This window comes from Flavobacteriales bacterium, assembly GCA_016716605.1.
GTDB lineage: Bacteria > Bacteroidota > Bacteroidia > Flavobacteriales_F > PHOS-HE28 > PHOS-HE28.
The window spans coordinates 3,053,737-3,067,705 of sequence record JADJWA010000001.1 but is presented as its reverse complement, the minus strand read 5'-3'; the positions used below and the strand labels follow the sequence as shown (position 1 = coordinate 3,067,705).

Below are 13,969 nucleotides of genomic sequence, written 5' to 3'. Positions count from 1 at the left end.
GCACGGCGCGGTTGGAATTTCGCATCATGACGAACCCGAAAGCGAGCAAGCCAGCGCCATCCGCAATCCTCTCGGGCGGCATCCGCTTCGCATCGGCGCAAGAGCTCCTGGATTTCCTCCCTGCCGATGAGCGGGCGCTCATGGAGCAGTTGCGCGAGTTCATCATCAGTGAAGCCCCTGGTCTGAAGGAACGACTTTCCTACAACATCCTTGCTTACAAAGGGCGCCGCGATGTCTGCTTCATCTGGCCGGCTTCGGTGCTTTGGGGCGGCAAAAAGACCTATGAGGGCGTGCGGTTCGGATTCAGCTATGGCGTGCTGCTTTCCGATCCCTTGGCCTATCTCGAGCGTGGCTCGCGCAAGCAGGTGCTCTGGCGCGACCTTCAATCCTTCACCACGACTGATGCCCGCTTGCTCGGGAATCTCCTTGAGCAGGCCGTGGCCATGGATCACGAGCGGGCGGTGGGCTTGCGCTGAGCGTTCCGTGTTCAGGTCGTTCCGTTTCGCGGTTAACGATCACAAGCATGAATGAAAGCGGCAGGGTGATGCCCTGCCGCTCCTTGGATCCTGTTCCAGTTCAATTCTTCGATCCAGCTTCATCACCGGGCATCATGCCCAGTTGCTGCATCATCTTCATTTCCTCCATGTAGCCCCAGTGCTCCACGATCTTCCCGTTCTCGAAACGCAGGATATCCACCCCGTGCACATCGATGGGCTTGTTGGTAGCGGGCATGCCTTCGCCCATGCCACCTGTGTTCACGGCCTTCCACCTGTAATGCGCCACCACACGGTCACCGTCCGCCGTCATGTTCATCTCCTCCACTTTATTGTCCGTGAAGGTCGAGCTGGAAATGGCGATCATGTCCTTCATCTGCTGGACGCCGGTGGAGGTGATGCCCGGAATGGGGTTGTTCGACATGAAATTCTCCCCAACGAACTCCTCGATGCCATCGGACTTCCCCGCCATCCACATATCATAGAAACGCTGCGTTGTTTGTTTCATCCGGTCCATCTCCGCGTGCTTGGCACTATCAGCCGATAGCATGGCTTTGTGCTCGGCCATCATCTTGTCATGCTCGGGATCGTGCCCTCCGCAAGACCATACGAGGGTTGCAAGGGGCAGCAAATACAGTAGGGGCTTTTTCATGGGTTTGGGGGTTATGGGGTCGAAAAGTAGGATCTATTCCGAAAGCTGCAAGGGCAGCACTGGACCTGTTGGGGTTCGTTTGTCGGCAGCAGATCCAGCCGCTTGACCCGCGGCGGAGCCGGGATCAATGATCGTAGCTGATCACGCGGCACACCTTGTATCTATCGCCTTCTTCGCACCAGATCATGATTTTCTTGAAGGTGCCGCACTCCTCATGGCCGTTCTCTGTGTGGCAGAAGCGGTGCTGGCAGATCTCCAACAGCCCGAACTCGCCAAGCGGATGGACCTTCAAGCTGCTCGGCACCAACTCGCGGCGGATATCATCGGTGGTGGGCTGCGTGAAGAGCCGCTGGAACCCCGCCAAAGTGCTGTCGTAACCCGCGAGACCGGTCTTGTCGTGGTAGAATTCGAGGTCCTTGGTGAAAAAGGTGCCGAGGTGCTCGGCATCGTGGGCGTTGAAGGCAGCGAACAGGGCGCTATCCAGGGCGGCGACAGTGGCCGTCAAATCGGCGGCTCCGTTCGATCGCGCGTGTGGCGGATCCACCTGGGCTCCGATGGAACAGGAAGGTGTGAGGGCCGTGCCAGCGAGGAGTAGCAGAGATGGTCCGATGTGCATGCTCGGTACTTCTGAGGAGGTCTGGTCCAGCGAAGCTACTTGACCCGCTTCCCTTCCATGGCACCGCCTTGGGTGAAGGTGATGCGGTTCACCGTGCCGTCCGCTTCCGGATGGAACTCGATCGTGGCGTCCACCACCTTCAAGAAGAATTTGTGCGGCGCTTCGCTGAAGACTTCGATCTCCTGCTGGCGCGTGGCCGTCACGAAGAAGCGGTCGCCCTCGGCACGGAAGGTGAGCGTGAGGCCGGGCATTAACTCGAACTCGCCGACATAGGGCAGAAGGTCGGCGTTCCTCAAGGCTAGCTCAACGCGCGGCTTCGGCAAGGGCTTGTCGGAACGAGTGAGCTGCTCATCCGCGTTGCGGCTGAGGAAGCGAGCGCCGGTCACCGCGCCATTGGCACGCTCGAAGCTGAGGGTGATCACATCGCCGGTGTATATGAAGCGGCCGTTTCCCAGGTGCGTCAGGTCCTTCACCGACGAGCCTTGGCGCTGCGCATGCAATCCATTCTCATCTGCGGTGATGTACCGCTCGACGCCCTCGGCGTTCACATACACGCCGGTGAGCGCTTCGGCCTCCTTTGGATCCAATGGGACGGCCGGACCGCCGTAGGGCTTGCCCAAGGCGATGGCCGCCAAAGCGGGCGCCAGGGTGCTCGCGTCATCGCTTTCGCGGTTCACCAGCACCGCCACGTAGATGTCTTCATTGGGCAGGTAGATGCTGTTGCTCACGAATCCATCTATGCCTCCGCCGTGCTCGACCGTGGGGCTGCCCTGCACGTTCATGAAGCCCCACCCGTAGCCATACGGGTTGCTGCTTCCATCGGCGAGCATTACGCCCTTGTGCGCTCTGTCCAACCACGCCTTCGGGATCAGCTTCCCTGCGAATACGCTGCTGTTCCATTTATGCAGGTCACCAACCGTGCTGCGGATGCAGCCCGCAGCGCGCGGCCAGGTCATGCTGATGGGCTTGGCCGGCTCCCAACCGGCCTCGACTTCGGAATAGCCTATGGGCTCCTTGGCCAATGCGCCGCCCGTGATGGCCGCACTGCTCTGCGTCATGCCCGCAGGTTTGAACAAGTGCTCATTGGCGAATTCGGTCCATGATCGCCCCGATGCCTTCTCGATGATGGCCGTGAGCAGCAGGTAGCCGCTATTGCTGTAGCTCCACCTCGTTCCGGGCGCGAATTCCAGCGGCAGGTCGGCGAAGAGCGCGATCACGTCCTTCAGCTCGATATCCTTGGCATATGCATCCGGTGTGTAGTGCGGCCCATCCGTGAAGTTGGGGATTCCGGAGGTGTGGGTGAGCAGATGCTCGACGGTGATGGGCTGCTCTTTCCGCGGGAAGTCCACGTGCTTCTGGATCTCGTCGTCGAGCTTCAGCTTGCCTGCTTCCGCCAGCTGCATGATCGCCACCGCTGCGAACTGCTTGGTCACGCTGCCGATGCGGAACTGATGGGCCGTGGTGAGCGCCGTCTTCAAAGAGGCATCGGCCAGTCCGAGCGCTCGCTCATAGAGCACTTTGCCGCCTTGCGCTACCAGCACGGCACCACCGGGCGCGTCGGCGGTGAAATGGGCTTGCACTTCCGCATCGTAGGCGGTCGTATGCGTTTGTGCCTGCAGGGCAGCGGCTAGGAGCAGCGAAGCGAAGAGCGAAAGATGGCGTGGCATGTTCGGCGGTTGGTTCGGCGAATGTGACGCAGGCATCGCGAAGCGCGTTACAGACGGTGAGGAGCGGACGAGCGGCGGGGTGAACGGACGGCCGCCTGCTCATGATCCGCAGCACCACCGGATCGTGTTGCCCATTGCGCTCTGGTCGCTGATCCTTCCAAGCATGCGGCGCGCGAAAGCCTTCGCGTCAATCTGCCGTATCAGCCAAGGTCGAACTCCGGGTTGGGTCGAAAGGTCCAACGGCCTATTCGACACGGATGAATTCATTGTCGTTGTACCGCAGGCCGCTCGCCCGCCCGTCGGTCATCCGGAAGCCGATCACCTCACCGCGACCGGGGATCAGTTCCACGCGGATGGTCTCCGGTTCGGTGAACGCGGTTGCCGTGCAATGCAGATTGCCGATGGAAACGTGCAGTGCCGAGCCATCCGCGCGAACCTCCAGGGTGCCCAGCTTCGCAGAGGTGTAGCGTCCGGCATAGACCGAGCGCTCCTTGCTCAGGGTCCAGGGCCGCTGCGCGCGTTGAGCGATGCCCGCTTCGATCCGAGTACGGATCTCTTTCAGTTGTTCCGCGAAGGCATTCACTTGGGACATGTCGAATGCTTGCCCGTCGACCAGGAGATGATCGTACAGCGCACCGGCCAGCATGTCCGCCAACCGGCCACCGCTCACGTCCTCATTCACCATCACGGCGACCGCCATTCCTTTGCCAGGCATGAACGAGGTGAGCGCCGCATGCCCAGCGAAGCCGCCTGAATGGTGGGCCACCGGTTCCCCTTTGTACGATCCGAGCATCCACCCGGCTCCGCTCTGGTCGGCTGCGAACATGCGCTGTTCCCGGCCAGTGACCTTTACAAGAGGCACTGAGGTGGATCGCATGACCACCGCCGGGATCACCTGCTTCCCATCGAGCATGCCTTCGTTCACATGCAACTGCAGCCAGCGCGCCATGTCCTGCGCGGTGGTGATGAGCCCGCCTGCGGATTGCATGGTGTTGTCCTGCTTCTCCAGCGGCACTGGTTGCGTGGTGGAGAGCACCGAGTACGGCTTCGCGATCGTCCATCCGTTCTTCTGAGCAAGTGAGATGTACGCGGTGGTGCGAGTCATGCCTGCAGGGTCGAATACCTTTTCCTTCAACAGGTCCTTCCATGAGCGGCCGGTTGCGCGCTGCACCACCATCCCATAGATGTTGTAGCCCACGTTGGTGTACTCATAGCAGCCCTGCCCAGCCTTGTTCCGCGCGCAGTACTTCATGAGGTCATCGAGCAAGGCCGGGTCATGATCACCGGAGAATGCCGATCGCCAACTGATGGCGGCGTTGTCCAGGCCGGAGGTGTGGGTGAGCAGATCGCGCAGGAGGACCTTGTTCAAGTCGATGCTATCGAGCACCAAAGCCGGATAGTACTTGCCGAGCGGGTCGTTCAGCTTGAGCGTGCCTTCCGCATCGAGGATCGCGGCCAGCAGCGCTGTGAACGGTTTGGTGGCGGATGCGATGTAGTAGCACGTTGCTCCATCGGCCGATCGCTTGTTCTCCAGATCGGCCATGCCGTAGCCCTCGGCGATCACGGCCTTGCCATCCTTCACCACGGTCACCGCAAGACCAGGAATGCCGAGTTCCTTGACCATCGATCGCAGGAAGGCATCCGCATCGGTCCTGAACGGATCGGCCACATGTCCTTGGCCACTGGCGAACGGGGCGATCAATAGCGAGCAAAGAAGAACGCAGCAGGTCAAGATGCGCGGCATGGGCAGCAGTTTTCCGATGGGACACCGCCTTTGGAAGCCTGGTTACGGATGTGGTGTGGAACGTTCGGCTCTGAAATGTGCATCCTCAAGGACCACGCTTTGGAGTCCACTAGGTACTACCAGATCTCTTGGTCCTGAGCAACAAGAGCGCTTTGCTGCCGGTGATGTGACTCATCGAGGGAAGGATGCGAGCCTCAGTGAGCGTAACTGATCACCGTCTCACCTTGTGGCCGGCGCCTTCCTTCCGCCAAGCGATTCTGTTCCTATTGGTGCGGCAGTCCCTTATGGCGCTCCCGGTGCAGCCGATGCAGTGGAGGCAGGTTCCGCCGAGCGCATTCATGGCCCCCAGGTTGAGGCCGATTACCGCCCTCTGCACGGTGCGCAAGGCAACCGTCGCGCGCTCCGTTCAGCCCACCTACATTCGCGCCCCTCAATAAACAGGGAGGATAGCCATGGCCTTGAAGTGCGGGATCGTCGGACTGCCCAACGTGGGCAAGAGCACCTTGTTCAATTGCCTGAGCAATGCCAAAGCCCAGGCAGCCAATTTCCCATTCTGCACCATTGAGCCGAACGTGGGCACCATCACCGTCCCCGACGCGCGCTTGAATAGGCTCGCCGAACTGGTGAAGCCGCAGCGCGTGGTGCCCACTACCGTGGAGATCGTCGATATCGCCGGACTGGTGAAAGGCGCCAGCAAAGGGGAGGGCCTAGGCAACCAATTCCTCGGAAACATCCGCGAATGCGATGCCATCCTGCATGTGCTCCGGTGCTTCAACGACCCCAACGTGGTGCACGTGGATGGCAGCGTGGACCCTGTGCGTGACAAGGAGGTGATCGACATCGAGCTCCAGTTGAAGGACCTCGAGACCGTGGAGGCGCGGATCAAGAAAGTGGAGAAGCAGGCGGCGATCGGTGAGAAGGAGGCCAAGCGCCGCTTCGAGCTCCTGTCCCGGATCCGCGCCGCGCTGCTCAAAGGCGAGAGCGCGCGCACTGCCATCACCGCGAACGATGACCCGGCGCTGCTGAGCGAATTCCAGTTGCTCACCACCAAGCCTGTGATGTACGTGTGCAACGTGGATGAGCAGAGCGCCGTGAAGGGCAATGATTACGTGGAGAAGGTGAGGGCCGCGGTTGCGAATGAGAACGCGGAGGTCATTTTCGTCACAGCGGCCATCGAGGCAGAGATCGCCAGTTTGGAGACCCCCGAGGAGCGCGAGATGTTCCTCAAGGACATCGGCCTGGATGAGCCAGGCGTGAACAAGCTCATACACGCCGCCTATCACTTGCTGAAGCTTCAGACCTACTTCACCGCTGGAGTGCAGGAAGTCCGCGCCTGGACAATCCACCAAGGCGATACCGGACCGCAAGCGGCAGGCGTCATCCACAGCGACTTCGAGAAGGGATACATCCGCGCCGAAGTGATCGGCTATGACGACTTCATCGCTTTGGGCAGCGAGGCCGCTTGCCGCGCAGCCGGGAAGCTGCGCACAGAGGGCAAGGAGTACATCGTGAAGGACGGGGATGTGATGCACTTCCTGTTCAACGTTTGAGCCCGTGTAGCCGTCAAGGCTCGGCTGAATGGATCGGCACCTGCGCTTTTGATAACAACGGGGCAGGGACAAGCGCTTTGCCGATGGGCGAGCCGGGTGAGGCGTGCGGCTACCTTTACCCCAAGATGGACAGGCGAACCTTGAGGGCTTGGTCGGTTCATCCATGACACTGAACGATGGAATTCCCTTGGGTGTACGGAGTATTCGCCATGGTGCTCGCTTATCTCTGTGGGAGCATCCCTACCAGCGTATGGTGGGGGCGTGCCTTCTTCGGGATCGATGTGCGCGAGCACGGCAGCCGCAACGCCGGAGCCACCAACACCTTCCGCGTGCTGGGACCGCGCGCTGGAGTGCCCGTTCTGCTTATCGATGTGCTGAAGGGATTCGCACCGGTGCGCGTGCTGCCGAATTTCACGGAGCTCGAGCCCGATACGGCGCCTTGGATGTGGCTGCGCGTGAGCCTGGTGCTGGCCACCGTGCTCGGTCACCTCTATCCGGTATTCGCTGGCTTCCGCGGAGGCAAGGGCGTGGCCACCAGCTTGGGTGGGGTGCTCGCTGTGCATCCGGGTGCCGCCGGGGTCTGCGTGGCCGTGTTCGCGTTGGTCTTCATGGGCTCACGTTACGTGTCGCTCAGCTCGCTCGCCGCAGCGCTGGCCTTCCCCTTGGCCGTGGGGTTGCTATGGAAGGAGCAGAGTCCGATCAAGGTCGGCTTCGCGATCGTGCTGTGCGCATTGGTCTATTACACACACCGTGAGAACATCGGGCGGCTGCTCCGCGGTGAAGAGAACCGGCTGGTGCTGGCCGGACGTGCCGGCCACAGGCGGTGAAACCCAATCGACTGAAGCGCGGTTTAAGCGCCCACTCTCGGACGATGACCCGTTCAACGGGCATAGTGGTATTGCTCCTGCTCCCCTTCCTGGCCAAAGCTCAGGGCGGTGACCAGCAGGTGCGCGCGAAGGCCGATCAGCTCTTCCAGGAGCAGCGCTTCGCGGAGGCCATGCCATTGTATTCGCAGCTGGTGAGCCTCGCGCCCGGCGACCGCACGCTCAATTACCGCTTCGGCGCCTGCCTGCTGCACGGCAGCGCGGACAAGGAGCCCGCCATCAGCCACCTGAAGTTCGCCACCGACGCGCCCACCACCGAGCCGCTGGCCTGGTACTGGCTCGGTCGTGCCTATCACCTCAACTACCGCTTCAAGGAAGCGCAGGTCGCATATCAACGATTCCTCGGCACCGCGGATAAGAAGCTCCTTGCAGCCTTCCCCGTTGAAGCACTCCAGAAGCAATGCCGTAACGGCGAGAAGCTCCTGAGCAACCTGAAGGAGATCACCGTGCGCGGCAAGGTCGAAGTGGCCGATGCCGATTTCTTCCGCTTCTACGACCTGGCTGACATCGGCGGCAAGGTCGTGGTGCTGCCCGAGGAACTGAGGTCCAGCCTCGACAAGAAACGCAAGCACCGGAGCCTGGTGCACTTGCCCGATGGCAACGGCCCCATCTACTTCAGCAGCTACGGCAAGGACGGTGAGACCGGCCTCGACATCTACCGCTCCGAACTTCTGCCCAACGGCACCTACGCCACCCCGGTGAAGCTCGCCGGCTACGTGAACACCGATCAGGACGAGGACTTCCCATTCATGCACCCCGGCGGCAAGGTCTTCTACTTCAGCAGCAAGGGACATAACAGCATGGGCGGCTACGATGTGTTCCGCGCCAGCTACGACCGCGGCCTCGATGCGTTCGGGCGACCGGAGAACCTTGACTTCGCCGTGAGCACCCCGGACGACGACATCCTCTACATCGTGGATGCCGAGCAGAAGGAGGCCTGTTTCGCCAGTGGCCGCAACAGCAAGCAAGGCATGCTTCACGTTTACCGGGTGGGCACAGCGCAGGCGCTGGTCACCATCTCGGTTTTCAAGGGCACCTATGCCAGCAGTATCGACAAGGAGGACCGCAAAGCGCGGATCGTGGTGGAGGACATGCTCACTCAGGAGCAAGTGGCCGATGTGCGCACGGACATCAATGGCAACTATGTGCTCAGCGCGCCGCGCGCGGGGCGCTACCGTTACCGCGTTGATTGCGGTCCGTCTGGCAAGACGCACATGGGCGTGGTGGAAGTGCCCAAGGCCGATGGACCGCGCGCCTATCGGCAGGAGCTCATCCTCGACCGCAAGGGCGACCTTGAGCAACTCACCATCCGCAACTACTTCGACGAACCGCTCGGCGAAGACATGGTTGCCCTCGCCCTCGACGAGATCAAGCGCCGCGCCCGCCTCGATGTGAGCGACCGTGAGGTGATCGCGGAAGCAGCGAAGGCCCCCGAGGCACCTACCGGCGACCTGCTCACGCAAGCCGGCTTCACGGGCGACGTTGACCAGGCCAAGGCCCAGCAAATCGCCAAAGACGACGCCCGGGAGCGCGAAGCGCAGGCCCTCGACGAGCAGTCCATGGCCGCTGAGGCCTTCGCGCTCGCCCTCGACGCTACCCAAGAGGCGGAGAGAGCCGCCGCCAAAGCCGATGACCTCCTGCAGCAGGCCAGCGCAGTCGGGGCCGATGTGCAGCAGCGCAATGCCCTCATGACCGAAGCCGCAGAGGCGCGCCAGCGCGCGCGCGATGCGGCCATGCGCGCAAGGGCCGCGCAGAACACCGGGTTGGCGCTTACCACAGCCTCGCTGAATACCAGGCAACGGGCCTTGGAGGCTGCCAAGCTCAGCAACGACCTGAACGAGGCCATGGCCCGGCAGGACAATACCCAAGCGCTTACGCATCTGCGCACGCTGAAGCAGCGCCTCGATGAACGCGCCAAAGCCGATGCATCCCAGGAGCCGGCTGAGGTCGCGCGCCGCCAAGTGGTCGAGCAGGAAAAGGAAGCCTCCCGACTGCTGGCCGTGGCGAAATCGAAGCGCGATGAGGAGAATGAACTGGCTGATCGCGTGGCACGCCTCAAGCGCGAAGGAGAAGAGACCCGGTCGCGCTCGCGCAAGGAGGAAATCGACCGGCAGCTCCTCGAACTCGAACAGCAGCAGAGCTACCTCCGCGAGGAGACGCAAGCCGCTGTGCGCAAGGCCGAATCCGCTGAGCGCTTCACCGCCGTGGTGCGGGGGCAAGCCTCGCTCACCAAGCACCTCGCGAGCACCAGCGAGCGCGCAGCGGGCACGGAGCTCTCCGCGGATGAGGCCCAGCAACTCGGCCTGCGCATCAGCACCGCCGATCAGCGAGCCGCCGCGCTGCCCATTGATGAACGCTTCGATGCCGCCGTGCTCGATGACCGCACCGAGGCCGAGGCGCGCACCTTCGATTGGGACCTCGTGAGCGCCGCGCAGGCCATTGGCGAGCGGCGCGATGGCACGCGCGCCCAGGAGCGCAGCACCGAGGGCGATGCGCAGCGCACCAGCAACCGCATGGCGGGCATCTCAGGGAATGACCAAGGCGATCGATCGCTGCATGCGGCGAACACAACGCGAACTGGGACGTCCACCGGATCCGAGGAGGGAGCCCGCGATGCGGCCCAGCAGAGCCCCACGAACAGCACCGCGTCTTCCGTAACCGACCGACCAGCTGCGGGGGGCACGGCAAGCGGCGATGCGACGCGAGCGGACGGTGCAGGAGATGCCCGCGCGCTGAATGCGCAGCGGACGGGGAATGCTGAACAAGGCTCCACCAGTCCCACGGATAGCGGAACAGAACGCACCGTGCGCCCCTTCAGTAACGGAGCGGATGAACGGTTCATACTCGAGAATGAGCGCGCTGAGCTGCTGCAACTGGCCAATGCGGAGCGCGACCGCAGCAAGCGTGAGCAGATCGATGAGCGCATCGCCGACATCGACGCCCGATTGGCAGGCTCTCAAGAGCCGACCGAAGACCCGGATGCCGAGCCGGCCATTGAGGCCGACATGAGCGTGCCCGCCATGAGCTTCAATTCCTCCATCAAGGACGAAGAGATCATCGCGGGACTCTATCGTGACCACGCGAGCGACCTGCAACGCGCCGAACGCCTCACGGACCTTGATGCACGTGCCGATGCCGTCAACGGAATTGAACTGATGCTCGCCGACAGCCTGCGGTCCGAGATGCAGCGCCAGGTGGCCGTGCTCGAAATGGCGCCGCAGCAGGCCGAAGTCGTGCTCCCGCGCATCGACCGCCTGCGCCGCCTGCGGGAGGAACACCTGGCCAATGGCGAAGCGGCCATCGCACAGCGCCAACTTGAGATCGCAGGGCAATCCGGCACAGCCAGCAACCACACCCAACCGGCATATGCGGCCGGGCATGCGCCTGGCAAGCATCCCATCAACGACCGGTACGTTTCCATCGACCGTTATGCCCGCGATGTGTTCAGCAGCAAGGTTGAGCACCGCAGCCAGGCCAAAGGCATGGACGATGCCATTGCCCTCCGCGAGGCCGATGTGGCCCGCATGGACGGCCTCACTGCGCGCATTGACTCCATGGAGAGGCAACTCGCCGGCATGCCCCTCGGCAAGGAAGCGGACAAGCTGCGCAAGAAGACCGATCAGCTCATCGACGAGCGCTTCATCATCCGCACGGATCTGGGCCAGCGCAGCGCGTTCCTCATGCGTGAGGAGTGGAAGGCATCGGGCGATTCCTTGGAGAAGGTCGAAGCCCTCGTCGCCAAGCGCGGACTCGCGCCCGACGAACCGCTGATGGCTATGGCGCGCGAATTCGCCTCCGAGGCGAAGCGGTACGTGGACAATGCGGCGCAGCTCAGGAAGCGCGCTGATCGGATTGAGGATATCGTCCTGCGCGACAGTCTTTACCGGCGCGCGTACCGCGACGAACTGCTCGCGTTGAAGGCCAACGATCAGGCCATCACGGTGCAGAATTACCTGGCCGGCGACCGCCATGCGCGCGGTGAAGCGCTCGCGTATGAAGAGGTCGCTTCACGCGTGCTCGGCATCGAGCTGAAGCCGACGCGGCCCCTTCTCGCGGAGGGATCCGACCAACGTGTGGCGACGCGCGTAGCCGCCGATTCCGGAGATGCTGAGGCGATGGCAACCCAACCGCGCGAAGCTCCTCAGGAAACCTCCGATCTCATAGAGCCGACCGAGCCGATCGCACAGGCCGGATCGGCGAGCGAGACGTCATCCGGAGGAATCTCGGAGTCGGCCAATGGAGCCACGGCTGAATCGCCGGATGTGCGCACAGGCACCGAGGAGCAAGGCCGCAATGGAAGTACCCCGGTGGATCGGGCCGCTGCCGAACTCACCGCGACCAGCACTGCAGATAGGGAGGCCGCCCAGGAACCATCGCTGGAAAGTGCTGCGGACGCTGGTCAACAGACTGATCGTTCAGCAATTGGCACTGATCGCGGAGCAACGGCCACGCAAGGAAGCCGCCAGCAGCGAGACGAACTAGCCGGTGAAGCAGCACAGGTTATCGCACAGGCCGAGCGGCGCTTGTCCACCACCGATAAGAAGCCGGCGCATATGTATGAACGCTTCCTGAAGAGCGAATCGGTGCAATTGGCTCCGGCCGCGTTGGACCCTGGTGCCGATCCCGACCTGTTCGCCGTGCGCGCAGAGAGCCTCGCACGCGACGCAGCGGAGCAGGAGCAGCGCTCGCAGGAATCCGCGGATCGAGCGACCGCTTATGCGGATAGTGCGGCAACGGCGCGCAAGCGGGACCGGGAGCGGCTGCAGGCACTGGCGGTCCGCGAGCGCGTGATCTCCGATTCCCTCCATTCAGCCTCGGTGCGCGCAGCCGTGGCCTCTGTCGAGCTTGGCTCCTTGGCTGATGATGCCGCCAAGGCGAAAGTGCTGCGCGATCGCCTCGTGAAGTTCTACTACCTCACGCCCGAGGAGCAGCGGATGGCCCTGCTCGATGGCGACGCCAGCCGTTACTTCCAGGCGAAGGCACTCGCGATGGAGCAAGGCGAGGCAGCCAGTGAGGCCGAGCTGGCCGCTGCCAGTAACCGCGATGTAGCCTTGCTGCTCAAGCAACAGGCGCGTGCCGCCGAGCGCGAGGCGGTCAATGGCCGACTTTCACCGGCGGAGGCCAGCAGCCGGGCGATCGCGCTCGATGCGCGCGCGATTCAATTGGAGCTGAAGGCCGATTCGCTGAGCAATGTGGCATCCAGGCTTCGCGGGGCAGCTGGCATCAATGAGGCCCAGGCTGGTGTGATGCTGCAGGCCATGCCCGCCGAGCGCAGCAGCGAACTCATGGCCCTGGAGCAGCGCACACGTCGCACGGAGGCGCTGTTAGCCGAATCGCGCGATCAAGCCGCTGCCGGTCTCGTTCAACCTGTGGCGCTGTCATCCACCACCGGACCCTCAACATCCCAACCCTCAACCCCTCAACCCTCCACCTTCCGCATGCCTGATGAACTGGTGGAGGATGTCTTCATCTTGAATGAGCCGTCGGTGCGTCGCGAAGAGGCGATACCTATGGACGTGGAACTGCCCGCAGGCATCGTGTTCAAGGTGCAGATCGGAGCCTTCCGCAAGCCTGTTCCCCAGGAGGCCTTCAGCGATATGACCCCCGTGATGGGCGAGACCGTAGGCAATGGGCTGGTGCGCTATACCGCCGGGCTCTTCACTGGCGCGCAAAGCGCGTTGGCAGCGAAGGATCTGGTGCGAGAGAGAGGCTACCGCGATGCGTTCGTGGTGGCCTACCGCGATGGCAAACGGATCTCATTGGGCGAGGCCATGCGTGCAACGCAACAAGGAGCCGCGCTTGCAGACAGCCCCATCCGGATGCGCGGCGTTTCCGAGGAGCCGGCCGCGCGTATCGTGGAGTCGCCCGTGCCCGCTGCACCTCCCGCTATGGTGATCAAGCAGCCCGCAGCGGCAGCGCAAGCCGCCGAGGCTGAGGATGCTGCGGCCATCCTGGCGCGCTACCCGCCCAGTGCAGAGCAGATCGTGTCGGCCTTCGTGCCGAGCACCGAGGCCTCGGCCTACTACGATGTGCCGGGAGCCGCGCCCGCGAAGCAGGTGGAGACCATCAAGGGCCTCTTCTTCACGGTGCAGGTAGGGGTTTACAGCCGCCCGGTCCCGCTCGACAAGCTCTTCAACATCACGCCGCTGAACAGCGAGCTCACTGAAAGTGCCAAGGTGCGCTATACCACGGGCCGTTACATGGACCTCGATGCCGCGCGCACCCGCAAGGATGAAGCTGTGCGCCTTGGCGTGAAGGACGCTTTCATCACTGCTTATCTCAACGGCAAGCGCATCCCGGTGCGCGAGGGCACGGCGCTGCTCCAGCAATTCGGAGCTTCGATCCTGGCGCAGCCCTGATCG

At 62.9% G+C, this 13,969-nt stretch carries 8 protein-coding genes; 4 read left to right on the top strand and 4 right to left on the bottom strand.

All coding sequences use genetic code 11. The annotated features are described in order from the left end of the window. The first annotated feature begins 26 nt into the window (after positions 1 to 26). Positions 27 to 476: a DUF1801 domain-containing protein gene (locus IPM12_12425; GenBank protein MBK9148607.1), complete on the top strand. Its 450-nt coding sequence runs from the start codon at positions 27 to 29 to the stop codon at positions 474 to 476. A gap of 100 nt (positions 477 to 576) precedes the next feature. Here the strand turns inward: IPM12_12425 and IPM12_12420 are convergent, their stop codons facing one another. The 4 genes from IPM12_12420 to IPM12_12405 all read right to left on the bottom strand — a co-directional run bounded on the left by IPM12_12420 (position 577) and on the right by IPM12_12405 (position 5,173). Then, on the bottom strand, positions 577 to 1,146 hold the full coding sequence (locus IPM12_12420; GenBank protein MBK9148606.1) for an ester cyclase: 570 nt from the start codon (positions 1,144 to 1,146) through the stop codon (positions 577 to 579). 124 nt (positions 1,147 to 1,270) lie between these two features. After that, positions 1,271 to 1,762, bottom strand: coding sequence for a nuclear transport factor 2 family protein (locus tag IPM12_12415; protein MBK9148605.1), 492 nt, complete (start codon positions 1,760 to 1,762; stop codon positions 1,271 to 1,273). A gap of 35 nt (positions 1,763 to 1,797) precedes the next feature. Further along, positions 1,798 to 3,429: a serine hydrolase gene (locus IPM12_12410; protein MBK9148604.1), complete on the bottom strand. Its 1,632-nt coding sequence runs from the start codon at positions 3,427 to 3,429 to the stop codon at positions 1,798 to 1,800. Between the two features lie 244 nt (positions 3,430 to 3,673). Then, the gene (locus IPM12_12405) at positions 3,674 to 5,173 is read right to left on the bottom strand and encodes a beta-lactamase family protein (protein MBK9148603.1); all 1,500 of its coding nucleotides are present in this window, start codon (positions 5,171 to 5,173) and stop codon (positions 3,674 to 3,676) included. 458 nt (positions 5,174 to 5,631) lie between these two features. Here IPM12_12405 and ychF point away from each other — a divergent pair, with 458 nt between their 5' ends. From ychF to IPM12_12390, 3 genes are all read left to right on the top strand, one after another. After that, positions 5,632 to 6,723: a redox-regulated ATPase YchF gene (ychF, locus tag IPM12_12400; protein ID MBK9148602.1), complete on the top strand. Its 1,092-nt coding sequence runs from the start codon at positions 5,632 to 5,634 to the stop codon at positions 6,721 to 6,723. A 176-nt stretch (positions 6,724 to 6,899) separates the two neighbouring features. Next, entirely contained in the window at positions 6,900 to 7,550 is a 651-nt protein-coding gene (plsY, locus tag IPM12_12395) for a glycerol-3-phosphate 1-O-acyltransferase PlsY (GenBank protein ID MBK9148601.1), read from the top strand. A gap of 44 nt (positions 7,551 to 7,594) precedes the next feature. Next, positions 7,595 to 13,966 (top strand): hypothetical protein, encoded by a 6,372-nt coding sequence (locus IPM12_12390; protein ID MBK9148600.1) that lies wholly within the window; start codon positions 7,595 to 7,597, stop codon positions 13,964 to 13,966. The last annotated feature ends 3 nt before the right edge of the window (positions 13,967 to 13,969 follow it).

Coding starts and splice junctions, on each gene's coding strand:
- IPM12_12425 (MBK9148607.1), top strand. CDS start 27: ATGACGAACCCGAAAGCGAGCAAGCCAGCGCCATCCGCAATCCTCTCG.
- IPM12_12420 (MBK9148606.1), bottom strand. CDS start 1,146: ATGAAAAAGCCCCTACTGTATTTGCTGCCCCTTGCAACCCTCGTATGG.
- IPM12_12415 (MBK9148605.1), bottom strand. CDS start 1,762: ATGCACATCGGACCATCTCTGCTACTCCTCGCTGGCACGGCCCTCACA.
- IPM12_12410 (MBK9148604.1), bottom strand. CDS start 3,429: ATGCCACGCCATCTTTCGCTCTTCGCTTCGCTGCTCCTAGCCGCTGCC.
- IPM12_12405 (MBK9148603.1), bottom strand. CDS start 5,173: ATGCCGCGCATCTTGACCTGCTGCGTTCTTCTTTGCTCGCTATTGATC.
- plsY (MBK9148601.1), top strand. CDS start 6,900: ATGGAATTCCCTTGGGTGTACGGAGTATTCGCCATGGTGCTCGCTTAT.
- IPM12_12390 (MBK9148600.1), top strand. CDS start 7,595: ATGACCCGTTCAACGGGCATAGTGGTATTGCTCCTGCTCCCCTTCCTG.